This window comes from Mycobacterium alsense (assembly GCF_002086635.1).
Taxonomy (GTDB): Bacteria; Actinomycetota; Actinomycetes; order Mycobacteriales; family Mycobacteriaceae; genus Mycobacterium; species Mycobacterium alsense.
Map to the genome: position 1 here is coordinate 78,849 of NZ_MVHD01000011.1, position 20,153 is coordinate 99,001.

Genomic DNA, 20,153 nt, shown 5'->3' on the forward strand with positions numbered 1-20,153 from the left:
TCAGCCGCTGTTACGTAACGCGCTCGCCAGCCCATTCATCGTCAGCAGGATGCCGCGCCGCACCAACTCGTCGTCGTCGCCCGAGCGATACCGGCGCAGCAACTCCACCTGCAGGTGGTTCAGCGGCTCCAGGTATGGGAAGCGGTTGAACACCGAACGGGCCAGCGCCGGGTTGTCGGCGAGCAGGTCGTCGTGACCGGTGATCAGCTTGTGCATGGCGATGGTGCGCCGGTGCTCGTCGACGATCTTGTCGAACACCCTGCGCCGCAACGATTCGTCGGCCACCAGTTCGGAATAGTGGGCCGCCAGGCCCAGGTCGCTCTTGGCGAGCACCTGCGCCATGTTGGACAGCACGCTGCGGAAGAACGGCCAGCGCTCGTAAAGCTCGTGCAGCGTCGCCGTCCGCTCTGCCTCGTCGCCGCCGGCGATCCACCGTTCGAAGGCCGACCCGGTGCCATACCACCCCGGCAGCATCACCCGCGACTGACTCCACGCCAGCACCCACGGAATGGCGCGCAGGTCGGAGATGGACGACGTGGGCTTGCGCGACGTCGGCCGGCTGCCGATGTTGAGCGAGCCGATCTCGCTGACCGGCGTGGAGGCCATGAAGTAATCGACGAAACCCTCTGTCTCGTGGACCAATTCGGAGTAGGCGCGGTGTGCCAGGGTCGCCACCTCGTCGAGCACCGCGTAGGCCGGTTCGGCCGCGTCGCCGAGGCCCTCCACGTCCAGCAGCGTCGACTCCAAGGTCGCCGCCACCAGGCTCTCCAGGTTGCGCCGCGCCAGTTGCGGCTCGGCATACTTGGCGGCGATGACCTCGCCCTGCTCGGTGAGGCGCAGCGAGCCGTTCACCGCCCCCGGGGGCTGCGCCAGGATGGCTTCGTAGCTGGGGCCGCCGCCGCGGCCGACGGTGCCGCCGCGGCCGTGGAAGAGCCGCAACCGGATACCGGACTTGCGGGCCACGTCGACGAGGTCGAGCTCGGCCCGGTACACCGCCCAGTTGGCCGCCAGGTAGCCGCCGTCCTTGTTGGAGTCGGAGTAGCCGAGCATGACCTCCTGGCAGCCGCCCCGCGCGTCCACGAGCGATCGATACAGCGGCAGATCCAGCATCGCCCGCAGGATCGGCGCCCCGTTGTGCAGGTCGTCGATCGTCTCGAAGAGCGGCGAAATCCCCAGGGGACAATAGGGTTCCGGCCGCGACGCGTCCAGCAGCCCAGCCTCCTTCAACAGGACTGCGGCCTCCAGGACGTCGGACACCGACCGGCACATCGAGATGACGTAGTTCGGCACGGCGGGCGGACCGTAGAGCTCGACGGCGCGGGCGGCGGCCGCCAGCACGTCCAGCTCGCCGCGCGCCAAATCGGACAGACCGGAGCGATCACCGACCAACGGGCGGCGGGTGGCGAGCTCGCCCGCCAGCAGCTCGACGCGTTCGTCTTCGGTCAGGGCGGCGTAGTCGGCATGCACCCCCGCCCAGGCCAGCAGCTCGCCGACCACCTCCTCGTGAACCTCGGAGTTCTGCCGCATGTCGAGGCCGGACAGGTGAAAACCGAAGACGTGCACGCTGTCTCGCAGCCGGGCCAGCCGGTCGTCGGCGAGCAGCGCGGCGCCGTGCCCGCGCAGCGAGGCGTCGACGACGTCGAGGTCCGCCCGCAGTTCGCCCGGCCCGCCGTAGGGCCGCATTCCCAGGTCGAGCTCGTGCTGCGGCGTGCGGTCGAGTATCTGCGCGGCCGTCGCGGTGAGCCGGGCGCGGATCACCCGCAGCGCCCGCCGGTAGGGCTCGTCGGCGCGGGCGGTCTCCCCGCACGCCTGCGCGAGCGCGGTCAACTCGTCGGTGACGGTGATCAACCGCGCCGACATCGACAGCTCCTGCTCGAGCTCGGTGAGCTCGGCCAGGTAGTGCCCCAGCGCGGTGAACGCGGCGCTGCCGGTGGCCCGCCGCACGACCGCGCCGGTCACGTTCGGGTTGCCGTCGCGGTCACCGCCGATCCACGACCCGGGCTGCAGGATGGGCGCCGATAGCGGGTCGGCGTCGGGCCAGCGGGCGCGCAACGCCTCGCGCACCTCGGCGTTGACCTGCGGAATCACCCGGAACAGGGCGGCCGGGTAGTAGCGCAGGCCCACGTCGATCTCGTCGGTGATCTGCAGCCGCGAGACCCGCACCAGCGCGGTCTGCCACAGCGTGAGCACCTGGCGGCGCAACTCGAGTTCGATGTCGCGGCCGTCGTCGGTCTCGGCGCGCCCGGCGGCGCGCAGGCGCATCAGCTCGGTGATCCGGTGTTGCGTGATGAACACCGTGCGCCGGCGGGTCTCGGTGGGGTGTGCGGTGATCACCGGGGACACCACGGCGCCGGTCAGCGCGTCGGCGACGGTGGCCGAATCGAGTTGCGCCCGGTCAAGTTTGGCGTAGGTGGCGGCCAGGCTGCTGTCCTGCGGGGGGTCGCCGGCCGCGATGTGGATGGCGCGCCGGCGCTCGCGGTGGATGTCCTCGGCCAGGTTGGCCAGCAGCGCGAAGTGGCTGAACGCGCGGATGATCGGGATCGCCCGGCGGATGTCGAGACCGGAGAACATCCGCGCCATCTCGGCCCGGTCGATCTCGGAGCGCCGCACCCGGAAGGCCTCGACCCGCGCGCGTTCCACGAGACCGAAGACCTCCTCGCCGTTGTGCTCGCGCACGGTGTCGCCGAGGATGGCGCCCAGCAGCCTGATGTCGGCGCGCATCGGCTCGGTCGCCTCGCGTCCGACCCGGGTGCGCTGGACGGCTCCGATCGGTTCCAGCGCGGAGTCACCGGTGCCGGAGGCTTCGGAGTCTTCGGAGGCTTCCGGGCGTTCGGGGGGCATGCATCCCAGTATCGGTGCGCGGCCCCGTGCGGCGCTCCCTGGCGGTGCTCCCTGGCGGCGAAAGTGAAAATCACGACGCATCGCCCGCGTGTCGCGTCGCCGATTTCACACTCGGCGTGACGTGGCGACCGTCAGCGGTATTTGATCTGCAGGGCCATGCCGACGATGCACACCAGCCAGATGCCCACGATGAACAGGGTCAACCGGTCGAGGTTCTTCTCGACGACGGTGGACCCCGACAAGCTGGACTGCACGCCGCCGCCGAACAGCGTCGACAGGCCGCCACCCTTGGCGCGGTGCAGCAACACCAGCAACACCACCAGCACGCTGGTGACGACCAGGGTGATCTGCAGGGCCAATTCCATGCCGCAAAGCCTACCGGTGCGCCCGGCGGCGTCAGGAGCCCCCTAGGGAAGTGGCCCGCCCGCGGCGATGGCGGCCAGCGTCGCGAACTGCTCGCCGTCCAGCGACGCGCCGCCGACCAGCGCCCCGTCGATGTCGGCCTGCGCCACGATGTCGCCGATGTTCTTCGCGTTCACCGACCCGCCGTAGAGGACCCGCACCGACTCGGCGATCTGCGGTGACGCCAGGGCATCGAGGCCGGTCCGGACCGCCGCGCACACCTCCTGGGCATCGGACGCGCTGGCGACCCGCCCGGTTCCGATCGCCCAGACCGGCTCGTAGGCGACGACGACCTGGCCGATCTGCTCGGCCGACAGGCCCGCCAGCGAGCCGCGCAGCTGCGCTTCGCAGTGGGTCACGTGATCGCCGGCCTCCCGGACGTCGAGGTGCTCGCCGATGCACACGATCGGCGTGAGCTCGTGCCTGAGGGCGGCGGCGGCCTTGGCGGCCACCAGGGCGTCGTCCTCGTTGTGGTAGGTGCGCCGCTCGGAGTGTCCGACGACGACGAAGCGGCAGCCGAGCTTGGCCAGGAACGCGCCGCTGATCTCGCCGGTGTAGGCCCCCGAGTCGTGCTCCGACAGGTCCTGGGCGCCGTAGGTCAGCCGCAGCTTGTCGCCATCGACCAGGGTCTGCACGCTGCGCAGGTCGGTGAACGGCGGGATCACCGTGACGTCGACCTTGTCGTAGTACTTGTCCGGCAGCGCGAACGCGATCTTTTGCACCAGCGCGATCGCCTCGAAGTGGTTGAGGTTCATCTTCCAGTTGCCGGCGATCAGCGGCTTGCGGCTCACGCGGCGCCTCCAGTCGGTTGGGGTCGGTCCAATACCTCGATGCCCGGCAGCGTCTTGCCCTCCAGGTATTCCAGCGACGCGCCGCCGCCGGTGGAGATGTGCGAGAAGTCTCCCTCCGGGATGCCCAGCGCGCGCACCGCGGCCGCGGAATCGCCGCCGCCCACCACGGAGAACGCGCCCTTGGCCGTCGCCGCGGCGATCGCTTCGGCGATGCCCTTGGTGCCCGCGGCGAAGGCCGGGAATTCGAACACGCCCATCGGCCCGTTCCAGAAGACGGTCTCGGCGTTGGACAACAGGGTCGCGAACCGTTTGACCGAACCCGGCCCGATATCCAGGCCCATCAGGTTCTCCGGGATGGCGTCGGCGGCGACGGTCTGCGGCGGCGCGTCGGCGGCGAACCGCTCGGCCACCACGATGTCCACCGGCAACCGCAGCACGTCGACGTAGGTGTCCAGCAACCCGCGGCAGGTCTCCACCATCTCGGCCTCCAGCAGCGACCTGCCGACCGGAAAGCCTTGCGCGGCAAGGAACGTGAAACACATGCCGCCGCCGATGACGATGCTGTCGGCCTTGGTGGCCAGCGACTCGATGACGCCGAGCTTGTCGGAGACCTTCGACCCGCCGAGCACCACCGCGTAGGGTCGCTTGGTCGAGCTGGTCAGCTGCTGAAGCACCCGGATCTCCTCGGCCACCAGCGTGCCGGCGTAGTGCGGCAGCAGGGTGGCGACGTCGAACACCGACGCCTGCTTGCGGTGCACCACCCCGAAGCCGTCGGAAACGAAAGCCCCCGTCGGACCGACTAATTCGGCCAGCTCCCGGGCCAGTGACAGCCGCTCGCCGTCGTCCTTGCTGGTTTCGCGCGGGTCGAAGCGAATGTTCTCCAGCAGCAGGACGTCGCCGTCGGTCAGCCCCTCGGCGCGGGCCAGCGCGTCGCCGCCCACCACGTCACCGGCCAGTTGCACGTGCCGGCCCAGCCGCTCGCCCAGCGCCGCGGCCACCGGCGCCAGCGACAGGTTGGGGTCGGGCCCGCCCTTGGGCCGGCCCAGGTGCGCGGTGACCACGACCTTCGCGCCCGCGTCCAGCAGCGCCCGCAGTGTGGGCACCGACGCGTCGATGCGGCCCGGATCGGTGATCGCCCCGCCATCGTCGAGCGGGACGTTCAGGTCCGAGCGCACCAGCACGCCGCGGCCCGAAACGCCTTCGGCCAGCAGGGCGGAGAGGTCGGGGGGCGACGATTCCGTCACGGTTTTACAGCGACTTGCCGACCAGGGCGACCAGGTCGACCAGCCGGTTGGAGTAGCCCCACTCGTTGTCGTACCAGGACACCACCTTGGCCTGGTTGTCGATCGCCTTGGTCAGCCCGGAATCGAAGATCGAGCTGTGCGGGTCGGTGACGATGTCGCTCGAGACGATCGGCGCGTCGTAGTACTTCAGGATGCCCTTGAGCTTGCCCTCGGCCGCGGCCTTGAACGCGGCGTTGATGTCCTCGGCGCTGGCCGATTTCGACAAGTCGGCGGTCAGGTCGGTCACCGAGCCGGTGGGGATCGGCACCCGCAGGGCGTAACCGTCGAGCTTGCCCTTGAGGTTGGGCATCACCAGCCCGATGGCCTTGGCCGCGCCGGTCGAGGTCGGCACGATGTTCAGTGCGGCGGCGCGGGCGCGGCGCAGGTCCTTGTGCGGCCCGTCCTGCAGGTTCTGGTCCTGGGTGTAGGCGTGGACCGTGGTCATCAGGCCCTTGACGATGCCGAACTCGTCGTCGAGCACTTTGGCCAGCGGCGCAAGGCAATTCGTGGTGCACGACGCGTTGGAGATGATCTTCTGGCTGCCGTCGTACTTGTCGTCGTTGACGCCCAGCACGATCGTGATGTCCTCGTCGGTGGCCGGCGCCGAGATGATCACCTTTTTGGCCCCGGCCTCCAGGTGGCCCTTGGCCTTGGCCGCGTTGGTGAACAGGCCGGTGGATTCGACGACGACGTCGACGCCCAGGTCGCCCCACGGCAGCGCCGCCGGGCCCTCCCGGACCTCGAGCGCCTTGATCTTCTGGTTGCCGACCACGATGGTGTCCTCGCCCTCGAGGCTCACGTCGTAGGGCAGCCGGCCCAGGATGGAGTCGAACCGAAGCAGATGCGCCAGCGTCGCGTTGTCGGTGATGTCGTTCGCGGCGACGACCTCGATGTCGGCGCCGCCCTGCTCCTGTTGAGCCAGCAGGGCCCGGTAGAAGTTGCGTCCGATTCGACCGAAGCCGTTGATGCCCACTCGGACCGTCACGTGATCTCTCCCTGTCTTCTCGTGTGCTCATCAGTCGGCTGATGAAGCGCTCGCCGCCAGCCTAGATCAGTGACGCGCGCCACCGTCCGCCGGGAAGAGTGCTGGGCTTTTGCCGGGCACACAGCACCCGCGATAACCGGAGCGTGTCTGCTTTGTATCGGTTCTATAAGCGCCGGAATCGTCGCATGTCCAATAGGGATCGGCGGCCATACATTCGACACGGCTGCGGTGCACTACGCGATTTGCTGCACCGTTTGATGCGAATGTTCGAGGGTTGAAGGAGTCGGCCGTGATGACGGTCTTTGATCGGTTCTACATCAAGGTGGGTGCGATCGCCGGGTTGTGCGGCGCCGCCATAGCGTTGGGCCCGCAAGCGGCAGCCACCCCGCTGAAAACCGGCGGGACCGCGTGCATCGAGGGGCAGTCGGGCGAGGCCGGGGCCCCGGCGGCCGGCGGACCGGGAGGCGCCGCCGCGGCCGGAGCGGCCGGCGCCCCGGCGGCCGGCCAGGTGTGCACGGCCAGCGCCCCGGTCACCGACATGTCCGGCGTCCCGCTGGTGGTGCCCGGGCCGCTGCCCGTGGTGCCGGTCGGCGCGCCCCTGATCGCGCTGGGGCCGCCGCTGCCCGTCGGCGCGCCCGTGCCGATCGGCGCGCCGCTACCGATCGGCGCCCCGCTGCCGATCGGCGCCCCCGTGCCGATCGGCGCCCCGCTGCCGGTGGGTGCGCCCATCCTGGCCGGCGCCCCCGCGGGCGCGCCGCTGCCGGCCGGCGCCCCGATCATCGACATGTCCGGGACCTATGCGGGCAAGGGTGACCCGGTCGGCCCGCCGCCCCCCGGCGGGTGGAACGGTCCGCCGCCTCCCGGCGGGTGGAACCGCCCGTGGTCGGGCCCGCCGCGCGACATGGCCGTGGCCCGGGGCGACTTCGGGCCGTTCAACTACAACACCTTCACCGTCTTTCCGGTCTTCAACTGGCAGTACGGAGGTTGGGGTTACTGGTTCTTCGGCGTCTGGGTGCCGCTCTACGGCTGATTGCCGGTTGCCGGCTTGAATGCCGGCGGACCACGTTGCGGGGTGTTGTCGGACCCTGATGCGAAGGTGATCGTCATGGCGCATCAGGATCAGATTGGCGCGGGCGAGAATCGGCGACTGTGCGTAATCGCCAGGTCGTGAGTCCGTGTCGGTTCTGTTCAAGCCTCCACGGTGGGGATGCCGACAGCGGGGCCATCACCGGATAACCGGGCGCGAAGCTGCCCACGGGCTGGATGGCGACGGGGGCGAAGTTCGAAGTGGAATGGCCGGCCGAGCCGGACCGGGCCGCGTTGGTGCGGTCCAACATAATTCGTGGCGCTGTTCTGCTGTAATACCGGGACGGCAGGCGATTCGGGTCGGCGGCCCCGATACCTCACTTGGATCTGCGATGAGGGTGGACGGGCAGGCGATGGCAGACTATAGGACCGCTGCCGTACCGAACTCGAAATACATCTCGAAATATATTGTGTGCCACACCTTTTAATGTCGCGGAATTTGAACGGAATGCAACTTAGACACACGTGGAACAGCAAACGTGAGCATAGCCAATCTTGTTTGGACAAACTTCCACAGTCGCGCCGAGTTACAGATCGGGTCCGTCTGCTCACCGATCTCTGCCTAATGTTTATCCGAAAGGGCTTGGTGGCTCATAAACCCCGCCGCTCACTCGATCAACCGGTCGATCCATTCCAGCGTCGCGTCGGTGATGGCCGGGACATCGTCTGAGTTTTCGCACGCAGCAACCATCAGCGACGATTCCGCCATAGTCGCCACCAGGACACGCCTCAGGAGCTGCCCGCGCGCCGACTTGTCCAGTTCCAGCACCGCCATCCAGTGCCGGAAAGCCGCCTGCATGCGGCCGCGACGGGCAACCTCGAAACCCGGCGGCGTGTCGCCGGCCGTCAGCACCCGGGCCAGGCGCCGGTTCTCCCACATCGCCTCGAGATAGGCCCGCACGTGCAGTTCGAAGGTGCGCCGCGGGTCGATGCCCTCCGGTGAGGACTGGCCCGCCTGACGCATCACCTCCTCGATGCGGCGGTCGACGGCATTGGCCATCTGTTCGAACATCGCCAGAAACAGCTCATATTTGCCGCCGAAGTGGTGATAAATGCTGCCGATGCTGGCACCCGACGTGGCCACCATATCGGCCATCGTCGCGGCGGCGAACCCCCGGGTCGCGAACACTTCAGTCGCTGCATCGAGGATCCGCTGCTGTGTAGCGGAGGTCTTGGCCCAGCGGCGTGTCTGGTCTGAGGGCGCCATACCGCAATACGTTATCGGTGTACTTTTCGGCAGCGTTAACACGTGGCTAATAGGCGGGAATCGCGCCGATCCTTTTTCGGAATAGTGGGCCGCTCTGCGCGCCAGTGCCGAGCCCCGATGAATTGACAGGTCGGTCAAGGTCACTAATCTGATCACGAATCCAGGAAGGGGGCAGCGATGTCGGGGGCCCGCCGGCGCAGGTGGCATGCGGCTCCAATACATAAACATCTCCGCGTTGATCGCCGCGGCCGGCGGTGATCCGTGGGCGATCAATCAGACCCTGCAAGTTGGTCGCCCGGCGCAGATTTCCGCGTTAGCTACGGCCTTTCACGGGGCCGGCGCTCGAGGCCTTCATCGGCCGTGCGAACAGGACGCGGTGCAGGTCACCAAAGGCGCACTGGACCATATGCATTCGATCCGCAACGGCTACTCGCTAATCCTGACACAGGACTGGTCGCGCAACACCTTCGACCCGACCGTCGAATCGGTGTTCTGGGCGGCCGGCCGCGACCACCAGGCCGTCAACTGGATCGTCAACCAACAGGGTCTTTGCGACCAGTCAACCCAGGACTTCCTGCACAACATCACCCACCACGCCTGGTCCGACGGAGGCGATGCCGCCGGGTCGCTGTTCAGCTGGACCAAGGACGCGGCCGGGCCGGAGGCCCAGATCGCCGGCCAAACCGACCAAACCCACGCGGCCCACCTGGGCCAGCACTCCCACGAATTGTTGGACCTGCCGGGCCACCACACCCTGGCCGATGGCACCGTGATTCCCCACATGCAACACCAGTACGACACCGTGACGCAGATCCCCAACCCCTAGGAACGGGCCCGTGAATTCATTGCGGCAAGGCATTTTCGGCGCGGTGCTCGCTGCGGCGCTCAGCGTGGTTTTCGCGGGCTGCGGTTCTCGGGCCGTTCAGTACCCCGCCGCGCCCCCGCCCAAAATTCCGTGGACGGGAAACCTGTCCGAAGACAGGGTGGTGTGGAGCGCCGAGCCGGGAATCGATCTGCTCACTGGCGCGGCCGCGGTGGTGCGTGCCTATGTCGAGTCGGTCGTCGTGGCGGAAACCGGCGGAGATATCGGCTACGCCTATCCGGGGTTCACCCGCGCGGTGCCGCCCGATGCGCCGGAGGGCCAACCGGACAGCGCCCGCGATCGCTGGCCCAACACCGAGCACCCGATCCGTGATCGCGTCGTCGGGACCGGTCGCTACCACATCCTGCGCATCGACACCTCGGGTCGTCAGGTGACCGCCGTCGTGTGCGGGTGGGGATATGGCGAGGCGACCGATCTGGGCAATGGGACGTATGGCTCGAAGGGCGCCGCGCCCGCAACGGATCCCACGGCGGGGCTGGCTTTGCGGTGGGTCCGGATGACGGCGCCCGAACATAGCGCGTCACCGCCGCTGCCGAACCAAAAGGGGCCCGCCGCCGCGCCCGTCGACGACGTCTTCGGCGGCTGGCAGGTCGTCGGCTACCTCACCGCCGATCCCGCGATGACGACCAATCTCAACCCGGCCGAGTGGCCCTCGGCATCGGCCGACGCCCAGTCCTGCGTGGACAAAGCGCCCGACCCGTTGGAGCGCCGGCTGCACCTGCTCAACGGCGCGCATCCCCGCTCCGACTTCCCCACCCTGCCGCCGTACCCCGGGTGGCCCGCGGCCGGCGCTCAATAGGCGGCCGCGCCCTTCGCAAAATGACGGCGAGTCGTTTGTGTCGATACGCCTCTTTCTCCGCCGACCGGCTCCATGATGTCTAGTACGCGTTGGTAACCGGGGGGTTAGGCGATGTTCATGTTCGTGGTGCCGGACTTCCTGGAAGCGGCGGCGGCCGATGCGGCGCAGATCGGTTCGGCAGTCAGTGTCGGCAATCTGACCGCGGCCATTCCGACGTCCCAACTGGCGGCGGCGGGCGCCGACGAGGTGTCGGCGGCGGTCGCGGCGCTGTTCGGCGCGCACGCCCAGGAGTATCAGGCGGCGGCAGCGCAGGCGGCCACGTATCACGAGCAATTCCTGCGCACGCTGGGCGCGGCGGCGGCCATGTATGCCGGTGCCGAGGCGAGCGTCGCCTCCGGCCTGACTTCCGCGGCTGCCAACGGGTTCCAGACGTTTGTCTACGGGCCGATTCACGCGACCGGTGAAGCCTGGATCAACAGCCCTCTCGGCCAGGCGGTCGGCCCGATCATCAACGCGCCCACCGACTTCCTGCTGGGGCGCGACCTGATCGGCAACGGTGCCGCCGGAACGGCGGTGTCGCCCACCGGCGGCCCCGGCGGTTTGCTCTTCGGCGACGGCGGGGCCGGCTACTCGCCCACCGGGGGCGCGGGCGCAGTCGGCGGCGCCGGCGGGGCTGCGGGGTGGATCGGCAACGGCGGCGTGGGCGGCGCCGGCTTCGCCGGCGGCGCCGGCGGCACGGGCGGCATCGGCGGCTGGCTGATGGGCAACGGCGGCATGGGCGGTGCCGGCGGCGCCAACGCCAACGGCGGCACCGGTGGCCACGCGTTCTTCCTGGGCAACGGCGGCCTCGGCGGGCCCGGCGGGCCCGGCGGTGTCGACGGCGCCGCCGGTCGTGGCGGGCTGTTCATCGGCGCCGGCGGTCCCGGCGGGCCCAGCGGGCCGATCATCCAGATCGACTTCGTGCGGCACGGCCAATCGTTCGGCAACGCCGCAAACCTGATTGACACCGCGGTGCCGGGGCCGTCACTCACCCAGCTGGGCATTGACCAGGCCAATGCCATCGCCGGGGCACTGCAGCAGCAGGGGCCCTTCGCCGGGATCTGGGAGTCGCAGTTGATCAGGGCGCAGCAGACCGCCCTGCCCTTGGCCAACATCGAAGGGATGGCGCCGCAGGTGTTGTCCGGGCTGAACGAGATCAGCGCCGGGATTTTCGAGGGGATGCCCCAAATCCCCGCGGGCATTTTCTATCTGATGGGCCCGATGGCGTGGACGCTCGGATTTCCGCTGATGCCGAACATGGGCCTGGGCACCCAATTCAACGGGGTGGTCTTCGACCAGGGCTTCACCAACGCGCTGCAGGCGATGTACGCCAACGCGCTGGCCAACCCGATGGTCGTGGCCGCGAACGGCAAGGTCACCGAGGTCGCCTTCTCGAGCGCGTTTGCGATCGAGACCGGGACGCTGATGAACGTCAACAACCCCAACCCCTTGCTCATGCTCACCCACTCCCTGCCCAACACCGGAGTGGTCCAGGTACAGGGAAATCCCACGGATGGCTGGACGCTGGTCAGTTGGGACGGAGTTCCCGTCGGGCCGGCGACGCTGCCGACCAAGCTGTTCGTCGACGCGCGCGACCTGATCACGGCGCCCCAGTTCGCGGCCTTCAACGTCGGGCAGTCGCTGTTCACCGCCGACCCGACGACGATCCTCAACGCGGTCCGCGGCGGGATCAACGAGGTCGGCGCGGCGTCGTTCAACTTCCCCTACGCGGTCACCCGGGACGTGATGGACGCGGTCGCGGGCACCAGCCTCGGCGGGCTGCAAACCGAGCTGACCGGGCTGATCCCATGACTTCGGCGGACAGGGGCGCTAAAGCCGTGTGAGACGACGACAACGCGCGGAAACTACCCTCGATAGAACCTGCGCAGGCGCACGGTGGGCCAACGCTGGATAAACAGAGGACCGACAGAACGCCCGCGGACGCACTCAAGCGCGGTGGGTACGCAGGCAGGAACCGTCACTCCCCAGCGTGGTGGAATAAGACCCCGCCAGCCGGGTGATCGATAGACATTGCGCCGCGTGGACATCGATCCCCTTTCCGGAGAACGAGTTACGTCGCCAAGCCACGGAACATCGAATCCGCCCCGAAGGAAGCTGCGTGACAAATGACGCGTGGTACTGTCGTAATCTGATGCAGCACAATCCCTTCAGCTCAGTCGCCTAGGCCACCACTTCGCGGGCACCGGCCGTTGAGTACGGGCAGCTTCCCCGCGGCGGTGGGGCGCTGCGGGGAAGCTGCCCGTCTGCCGCCGGCTAGGGCAAGTGAGTATGGACCGGCAACAGCCCCCCTAGTCGCCGGGGACGTTGGGCCATCCACCGGTGACCGGCTTTCTTTCATGGTGCTGTTCAACGAATCTGAGGCACGTAGTACTAGTCGCACCTAACCCGCCCTTCCGCGATGTTGAGTACCAATGATTCGACGCGTGTGGAACAGTACCGAAGTCCTCGCCAACTGGCGACGCTGTTTCCGGGAAACCTGATGAAGCGGTCCACGATCCACCGCGTCCGGCAATATCTCAACACATGAAAAACCGCTGATCATAAGGCGAACTCGTGTGAGCGTGGCAAATCCCCAAGTCTAGGCGCAAAGTTCAATGCGAAACTACTCGTTGGTAGCAGCCGAAGACAGGCGGCGTCCCTGAAATAGATTGGTGTGCAACAACATTAGTTGTCGCAATCCATATGCCTTCCGGCCCAGTGAAGTTCGTCGTTTGACCAACCTGTCCGATGGCGGGGGTCTAAGCTCAAGTTTCCGGCGATGGTTCTGCGTCGATGCCCCGTGATTGGGACCGGGGTTGTCAGGGTGACGCGGTGGGGTGACCTTCTCCAGTTTCACAAGTTAAGTTCGGTCCGCGAAGCGGTGCCGGTCTAGTTGAGGCGAGGTTGGAAAACCCCATGGAACGACGCGCCACCCCCGTTGCGATCATCGGGATGGCATGCCGCCTCCCCGGCGGCATAGATTCGCCCGACGCGTTCTGGCAGGCGCTGCTCCGCGGCGACGATTTGGTGACCGAGATTCCCGCCGATCGGTGGGACATCGAAGACCATTACGACCCGGAACGCGGCGTGCCCGGGCGGTCCGTATCGCGGTGGGGCGGGTTCATCGACGGCGTCGGAGGTTTCGATGCGTCGTTCTTCGGCTTCGGGGAACGGGAGGCGACCGCCATCGATCCGCAGCACCGGTTGCTACTGGAGACATCCTGGGAAGCGATCGAGCATGCGGGCATCGCGCCGAGCTCGCTAAACGGCTCTCGCACGGGCGTTTTCGTGGGGCTGTGTCAACAGGATTACACGCTGATTGCCGGTGATGCCGGTTCGCTGGATGACGCCTACGGCTACACCTGCACTCCTTTCAGCATGGCCTCCGGGCGGATCGCTTATGGGCTGGGGCTGGTGGGCCCCGCGCTCACGGTCGACACATCGTGCTCCTCGGGCTTGCTCGCCGTGCATATGGCCTGCCTGAGCCTGGACAAGGGCGAGAGCGATCTTGCCCTGGCCGGGGGCGCGATGCTGGTGCTGGACCCGCGGGTGTCCGCTTCGGCATCCGCGCAGGGCATGCTCTCGCCCACAGGCCGCTGCCATACGTTCGACGTCTCCGCGGACGGATTTGTCCGCTCAGACGGTTGTGCGGTTGTCCTGCTCAAGCGGCTGCCCGACGCGCTGCGGGACCGCGACCGGATTCTGGCCATCGTCCGTGGCACCGCGATTAACCAGGATGGCCGTTCAGAAACCATCACCACGCCATCAGCGGATGCCCAGGCAGCGGTATACCGATCAGCCTTGGCGGCTGCCGGGGTGGACCCGGCCACAATCGGCATGGTCGAGGCGCACGGCACCGGTACTCCGATCGGCGATCCACTCGAATTCACAAGCCTTGCTGAGGTATACGGAACCTGTGGCAACCGCGTCGCACTTGGGTCAGCCAAAAGCAACTTGGGGCACACCGAAGCCGCCGCCGGGGCTGTCGGACTGATAAAAGCGGTCCTCGGGCTGCAGTACGGCGTGGTGCCACCGATGGTGCACTTCACTGAGTTGCCTCAGGCGCTGCGGAGGATGGAAACCGGACTCTTTGTGCCGCAGGAAGTTATGCCGTGGGCGGACAAAGGTATGGTGCCACGGCGAGCAGGGTTGTCGTCCTTCGGCATGTCAGGCACCAACGTCCACGCCATCCTCGAGCAGGCCCCTGCCGCGAAAGCGGGGTGCACAACGCCGGAAAGCCACGGGCCGTTGCTGTTGCCGGTCTCATCTACCTCGGCCGACGAGTTGCGGCGCACCGCAAAACGCCTGGCCGACTGGCTGGACAGAAACAGGGACCGCGTGGCGATCTGGGACCTGGCCTACACCTTGGCGCGGCGACGCGGACACCGGACGGTGCGGACTGCGGTAGTGGCGGAGGACGGAGAGGACATCGACGGGCTACTTGCTCGGCTGCGGGACGTCGCCGAGGCGGATGTGGCCTACGCACCGGCGGCTGGCCGCGACGATCGCGGACCGGTCTGGGTTTTCCCGGGCCAGGGTTCACAGTGGGCAGGCATGGGCGCCGAGCTGCTAACAATGGACACGGTGTTCGCCGCGACCGTGGATTACATCGAGCCGCTGATCGCACGGGAGTCGGGATTCTCAGTGCGCGAGGCGATGTCGTCTCCCAAGGTCGTTACCGGCGTTGACCGGGTGCAGCCGACGCTCTTCACTTTCCAGGTAGCATTGGCCACCGCGATGCGAGCCCGGGGCGTGCGGCCTGGCGCGGTAATCGGCCATTCCCTTGGCGAGATCGCGGCTGCTGTCGTAGCAGGCGCGCTGTCAGTACAAGATGGGGCGAAGGTGATTTGCCGGCGCTCTAAGTTGTTGTCGCGCATCGCGGGAGCGGGAGCGATGGCGTCGGTGGAGCTGCCAGCTGAGCGGGTGCGACAGGAGCTGGCCGAGCGAGGCATAAGCGAGGTCGAGGTGGCGGTCGTCGCCTCACCGAATTCCACCGTGGTGGCCGGGGCGGCCCAAACGCTGCGCGAACTGGTTGCCGAATGGAAGGGCCGCGACCTCATGGCCCGCGAGGTGGCCGTGGACGTCGCCTCGCATTCGCCTCAGGTCGAACCGATCCTAGCCGACTTGGCCGGCCAACTCGCAGACCTCACGCCGACCGCGCCGGAAGTACCGTACTATTCTGCGACACTTGATGATCCGCGTACACCACCGACTTTTGACGCCGACTACTGGGTGGATAACCTGCGGCGAACGGTGAAGTTCGCCGCTGCGGTGCAGGCGGCCCTCGGTGACGGTCACCGGGTGTTCGCCGAGTCGTCGCCGCACCCGCTGCTGATCCATGCAGTGGAACATACCGCCAGCGCCGCCGACATGTCTGTTGCCGCGCTTGCCGGCGTGCGGCGCGAGCAACCGATGCCCCACGGATTGCTCGGCTTCCTGGCCGACCTGCACATCGCCGGTGCCGCCATCGACTTCTCACTGCTGTATCCGTCCGGGCGTCTGGTGGATGCGCCGCTGCCGACGTGGACCCACCAGCGGCTCCTCATCGAGTCCGAGGCAGCGACGCGACCGCCCGGCAAGTCCACGGTTGTGGTGCACCCCCTGCTGGGCGCGCATGTGAAATTGCTCGAAGAACCGAAACGTCATGCGTGGCAGGGTGAGGTCGGCACCGCAACGCTCCCTTGGCTGGCCGATCACCGACTGAACGGGGTTGCGGTCCTTCCGGGAGCCGCATTCTGCGAGATGGCGCTGGCGGCTGCGAACGCGGTGCTGGGCCCGGACTCCGAGGTGTGTGACCTTCACTTCGAGCAATCGTTGCTGCTCGGTGAGGCGACTCAGGTGAGCGCGGTGGCGGCAGAGGACGGGGCCGGCGTTGCCGATTTCGCGGTGAACACCGAGCACGAGGGTGAGCGCACCCGGCGAGCGAGCGCGATGCTACGCGCGGCTGACGATCAGATGCCGCAGCCGCGCGACATCTCCACCTTGCTAGCCGCCCACTCTCATTTGATTGACGGTGCGGCGCTACGACAGTCCTTCGCCGACCGGGGTGTCGAATACGGCCCTGCCTTCAGCGGTTTGTCATCGGCATGCACCGCCGACCGCAAGGGACGCAGCCTCGTCGCCGAAATCAGGCTGCCCAGCTCAGTTCGGTCGCAACGTGCTGATTATTGCGTTCATCCCGCGTTGCTGGATGCGTGCTTCCAGTCGGTGCTGGCACACCCGGCCGTCAAGGACTTCTCTGAGGGGCGAGCGTTGATGCCGCTGAGTGTGCGGCGGTTGCGCCAGTACGCCCCGACGGCTGCCACGCGTTATTGCCACTTGCGGGTCACATCAGTGAGCGCGTCGGCAGCCGAGATCGATCTGGATCTGCTGGACGAAAAGGGCACGGTCCTGCTGGCCGTCAAGGGCCTGCGGATGGGCATCAGTGGCGGCGCGGGCCAACTGATGGCCGAGCGACTTCTGACCATCGACTGGCAGCGGCAGACGCTGCCACCCGTGCCCGACCGGGTGGTAGGGAGTTGGCTGCTGATCGATACCGCCGAGACTGATCCGCTGGTATCCCGCCTCACGGACGCGCTGAAAGCACTTGGAGCGCAATGCACCACTCTGAATTGGCCGCAGGACGCCGACCACGTGGCTAACGGCAAACAGCTCGGCGTCCACGTGCGCAACGGCCTCGAAGGCATCGTGATGGTCTGCCCGCCACCCGCCGACGATGCAGCCGAGCATGGTTTGCTGCGCGGCCGTGAGGAGGTGCGTCACCTGGTGCGCATGACCCGCGAGCTGCCGGAACTGTCGGCGCAGCCGCCCCGGCTGTATGTAATCACCAGGAGCGCCCAGGTCGTCCTTGCGGATGACAACCCCAACCTGGCGCAGGCCGGACTGCGCGGCCTGCTACGGGTGATTGGCGCCGAGACCCCCCAGCTGCGTCCCACCCAGGTCGACCTCCAGGAAGATACTGCCGCCGGCCAGGTGGCGCACGAACTCCTCAGTGGTTCAGAGGAAGACGAGACGGCCTGGCGCGCCGGCCAAAGGTACGTGGCCCGGGTGCGCTGCACGCCGCTGAGCGCCGAGGAACGCCGCGTTACCACGGTGCAGCACGAGTCCGAGCGGGTGCGTATGACGGTCCGCCACCCCGGCGACCTGCAGACGATGGAATTTGTCGGCCACGATAGGAGGCCGCCGGGGCCGGGAGAAGTCGAGATCGCGGTCAACGCGTCGAGCATCAACTTCGCCGATGTGCTTGCCGCCCTGGGCCGCTACCCCGACCTCGAGGGTCAACCGCACGAATTGGGATTCGACCTGGCTGGTGTGGTTGCCCGAGTCGGCGACGACGTCACCAACCATCAGGTCGGCGACTGGGTCGGTGGTTTCTCCGGCTACGCCAACGGCAGCTGGAGTACGTTCGTCACCTGCGATGCCCGGCTGGTGGTCGCCCTGCCATCCTGCCTGACCGCCGGCCAGGCCGCCGCCGCGGCCACCGCGTACGGCACTGCGTGGCACGGCCTTTGCGACCTGGCGCGGATATCTGCAGAAGACAAAGTGCTGATCCACTCGGGCGCCGGGGGCGTCGGCCAGGCTGCGATTGCGATCGCCCGCATGGTGGGAGCCGAAATTTATGCCACCGCCGGCAGCGTCGAGCGCCGGGAGATGTTGCGGGGCATCGGCATTGAACATGTCTACGACTCGCGCAGCACCGATTTCGCCGAGGAGATCCGTCTCGACACCGGCGGGTACGGCGTCGATGTCGTGCTCAACTCGCTAACGGGAGCGGCGCTGCGCGCCGGGGTGAACCTGTTGGCTTACGGCGGGCGGTTCGTCGAAATCGGCAAGCAAGACATCTACGGCGATGCCCGGATAAGTCTTTCCCCCTTCCGCCGCAACCTCACGTTTCACGCGGTCGACATGGCGCTGCTGTCAAAGACCCATCCGCTGCGGTTGCAGAAGCTGCTGCAGACCGTGTACGAGCGGATCGCGAAGGGTGACTTGCCGCTGCCCGCCTACACCGAATATCCGCTATCGGAAGCCTCTACAGCAATGCGGATGATGAGCGGCGCCGCGCACACCGGCAAGCTTGTACTCACCGTGCCGCGCACCGGGGAGACCCGCGCGGTAGTGCCGCCGCAAGAGGCACCGGTCTTCCGGGACGACGGCGCCTACATCGTCACCGGCGGCCTGGGCGGCCTCGGGCTATTCCTGGCCGGCGAAATGGCGAAAGCGGGCTGTGGGCGGATCGTGCTGACTGCCCGTTCCAACCCGACCCCCCGAACGCGGCAAGCCATCGAACGGCTCTGGGCGACCGGAGCCGACATCGTCGTAAAGTGCGGCAACATCGCTGAGGCCGACACGGCGGTACAGGTCGTGGCCGCCGCCACCGCCACCGGGCTTCCGCTGCGCGGCGTTTTGCATGCCGCCGCAGTGGTCGAAGACGCCACCCTGGCAAACATCACCGACGAACTGATCGACCGGGACTGGGCGCCAAAGGTATACGGTGTATGGAACCTGCATCAGGCCACCGCCGGACAGCCGCTGGACTGGTTCTGCTCCTTTTCCTCGGTGGCCGCGCTTTTCGGCTCAGCCGGTCAGGGGGCTTACGCCGCGGCCTGCAGCTGGCTGGACGCCTTCACCCATTGGCGTCGCAGCCAGGGCCTTCCCGCCAGCGCCATCGCGTGGGGAGCATGGGGCGAAATCGGCCGCGCGGCCTTCATGGCGGCGAATGGCAGGACCACGATGATCACGCCAGATGAAGGCGCTCAGGCGTTCGCGACGTTGCTGCGTCACGATCGTGGTTACACCGGCTACGTCCCCACTTTGGGTGCACCGTGGCTGGCATCGCTGGTTGCACGCAGCCCGTTCGCCGAAGCTTTCCGGACGGCCGGAGACCGAGCGGCCCCGGGAAACTCCACTCTGCGTGTTGAGCTGCAGACACTTTCGCCAACCGAATGGCCCGTTCGGCTTCGGCGTCTCATAACCGAGCAGACCGGCCTGATCCTGCGGCGTGCGATCGACCCCGACCGTCCGTTCGCGGACCACGGCCTGGACTCGCTGGGCAACCTCGAACTGCGGAACCGCATCGAAGCCGAAACCGGACTGCGAATCACCCCCAAAACCATCGCGATCCACAACTGCGCGCGAGCTTTGGGTCTGTATCTTTCGGAAACCCTTGCGACCGACATGGCCGTGACCGAATCCCCTGAACTGGTCGGAGGTGGCTCCACGTGATACGACGCCGGCTTAAGCCGCAGCAGCGTCGCGAGCAGTTGCTCGACATCGGAGCCGCGATGTTCGCGGAAAAACCATATGAAGATGTCTTCGTGGAGGACATCGCCGCCCGCGCGCGCGTGTCGAGAGCGACGATGTATCACTACTTTCCGAGCAAGCGACATCTGTACATAGCCATAGTGAAGCGAGCTAGTGACCGGTTCCTGGCAAGCGTCAGCCTTGATCCGCAACTGCCGCTCGCAGAACAGCTCGTCGCCGGGCTTGAGGCCCACATCCAACATTTTGCGGACCATCCCTTTGAGGCGGCCGCGATCAACCGTGTCGCGTTGGCGGATGACCCGGAAATCCGGGCGATTCTCGCCGAAGAGCTAAAAGTTGTCGGCGAACGCCTGGTCGATCAACTCGTCGCGGACGGATGTCTGCGTGACGCCGCCGAGATCGCCGTGGAGGCCTGGCTGGCGTTCGTTCGCGCCGCGTGCGTGAAGTGGGTTCAGTCGCAGAATATCTCGCGGACCGACCTCACCGAAATGTGCCTCCGTGCCTTCGACTGCGCTCTCGGTAGCCGCTTGCGGGGCCGGATGTATATGGGGTACGTGACGGTTCCTACCCCGTGAG

Annotated in this window: 11 protein-coding genes and 3 pseudogenes; 8 read left to right on the plus strand and 6 right to left on the minus strand. The window is 67.4% G+C overall.

The genetic code is table 11. The annotated features are described in order from the left end of the window. The 5 genes from ppc to gap all read right to left on the minus strand — a co-directional run bounded on the left by ppc (position 1) and on the right by gap (position 6,302). A complete protein-coding gene (gene ppc, locus BST11_RS09385) occupies positions 1-2,841 on the minus strand; it encodes a phosphoenolpyruvate carboxylase (protein WP_083137642.1) in 2,841 nt (946 codons plus the stop codon). A 131-nt stretch (positions 2,842-2,972) separates the two neighbouring features. Continuing rightward, positions 2,973-3,206: a preprotein translocase subunit SecG gene (gene secG, locus BST11_RS09390; protein WP_067322565.1), complete on the minus strand. Its 234-nt coding sequence runs from the start codon at positions 3,204-3,206 to the stop codon at positions 2,973-2,975. Between the two features lie 42 nt (positions 3,207-3,248). Continuing rightward, the gene (gene tpiA / locus BST11_RS09395; RefSeq protein ID WP_083137643.1) at positions 3,249-4,034 is read right to left on the minus strand and encodes a triose-phosphate isomerase; all 786 of its coding nucleotides are present in this window, start codon (positions 4,032-4,034) and stop codon (positions 3,249-3,251) included. After that, entirely contained in the window at positions 4,031-5,278 is a 1,248-nt protein-coding gene (locus BST11_RS09400) for a phosphoglycerate kinase (protein ID WP_083137644.1), read from the minus strand. The genes tpiA and BST11_RS09400 overlap by 4 nt, the downstream gene beginning before the upstream one ends. A 4-nt stretch (positions 5,279-5,282) precedes the next feature. Further along, positions 5,283-6,302: a type I glyceraldehyde-3-phosphate dehydrogenase gene (gap, locus tag BST11_RS09405; RefSeq protein ID WP_083137645.1), complete on the minus strand. Its 1,020-nt coding sequence runs from the start codon at positions 6,300-6,302 to the stop codon at positions 5,283-5,285. A gap of 817 nt (positions 6,303-7,119) precedes the next feature. Between gap and BST11_RS29240 the strand changes: the two are divergent. Next, a pseudogene (locus BST11_RS29240) lies at positions 7,120-7,332 on the plus strand (MAP_0585 family protein); the annotation flags it as partial. Between the two features lie 130 nt (positions 7,333-7,462). Further along, positions 7,463-7,637 (plus strand): annotated as a pseudogene (locus BST11_RS28460) (IS607 family element RNA-guided endonuclease TnpB); the annotation flags it as partial. 358 nt (positions 7,638-7,995) lie between these two features. On the opposite strand, the gene BST11_RS27075 reads toward BST11_RS28460, so the two are convergent. Next, a complete protein-coding gene (locus BST11_RS27075; RefSeq protein WP_142276264.1) occupies positions 7,996-8,595 on the minus strand; it encodes a TetR/AcrR family transcriptional regulator in 600 nt (199 codons plus the stop codon). Between the two features lie 205 nt (positions 8,596-8,800). Here BST11_RS27075 and BST11_RS29245 point away from each other — a divergent pair. The 6 genes and pseudogenes from BST11_RS29245 to BST11_RS09450 form a co-directional block, all read left to right on the plus strand. Next, positions 8,801-8,935: pseudogene (locus tag BST11_RS29245) on the plus strand (putative alpha/beta hydrolase); the annotation flags it as partial. 66 nt (positions 8,936-9,001) lie between these two features. Next, on the plus strand, positions 9,002-9,421 hold the full coding sequence (locus BST11_RS27080) for a TPR repeat domain-containing protein (RefSeq protein ID WP_244897593.1): 420 nt from the start codon (positions 9,002-9,004) through the stop codon (positions 9,419-9,421). A 10-nt stretch (positions 9,422-9,431) separates the two neighbouring features. After that, complete coding sequence (locus BST11_RS09435; RefSeq protein ID WP_244897589.1) at positions 9,432-10,277, plus strand: hypothetical protein; 846 nt, start codon at positions 9,432-9,434, stop codon at positions 10,275-10,277. Positions 10,278-10,394: 117 nt separating this feature from the next. After that, on the plus strand, positions 10,395-12,128 hold the full coding sequence (locus tag BST11_RS09440) for a PE domain-containing protein (RefSeq protein WP_083137685.1): 1,734 nt from the start codon (positions 10,395-10,397) through the stop codon (positions 12,126-12,128). 1,104 nt (positions 12,129-13,232) lie between these two features. Further along, the gene (pks2, locus tag BST11_RS09445) at positions 13,233-19,538 is read left to right on the plus strand and encodes a sulfolipid-1 biosynthesis phthioceranic/hydroxyphthioceranic acid synthase (protein ID WP_083137651.1); all 6,306 of its coding nucleotides are present in this window, start codon (positions 13,233-13,235) and stop codon (positions 19,536-19,538) included. Then, positions 19,535-20,152 (plus strand): TetR/AcrR family transcriptional regulator, encoded by a 618-nt coding sequence (locus tag BST11_RS09450; RefSeq protein ID WP_211284685.1) that lies wholly within the window; start codon positions 19,535-19,537, stop codon positions 20,150-20,152. The genes pks2 and BST11_RS09450 overlap by 4 nt, the downstream gene beginning before the upstream one ends. The last annotated feature ends 1 nt before the right edge of the window (position 20,153 follow it).

Bases quoted from the DNA above. Each gene is read 5' to 3' on its own strand.
- ppc (WP_083137642.1), bottom strand. From the start codon at position 2,841: ATGCCCCCCGAACGCCCGGAAGCCTCCGAAGACTCCGAAGCCTCCGGC.
- secG (WP_067322565.1), bottom strand. From the start codon at position 3,206: ATGGAATTGGCCCTGCAGATCACCCTGGTCGTCACCAGCGTGCTGGTG.
- BST11_RS27075 (WP_142276264.1), bottom strand. From the start codon at position 8,595: ATGGCGCCCTCAGACCAGACACGCCGCTGGGCCAAGACCTCCGCTACA.
- BST11_RS27080 (WP_244897593.1), top strand. From the start codon at position 9,002: ATGCATTCGATCCGCAACGGCTACTCGCTAATCCTGACACAGGACTGG.
- BST11_RS09440 (WP_083137685.1), top strand. From the start codon at position 10,395: ATGTTCGTGGTGCCGGACTTCCTGGAAGCGGCGGCGGCCGATGCGGCG.
- pks2 (WP_083137651.1), top strand. From the start codon at position 13,233: ATGGAACGACGCGCCACCCCCGTTGCGATCATCGGGATGGCATGCCGC.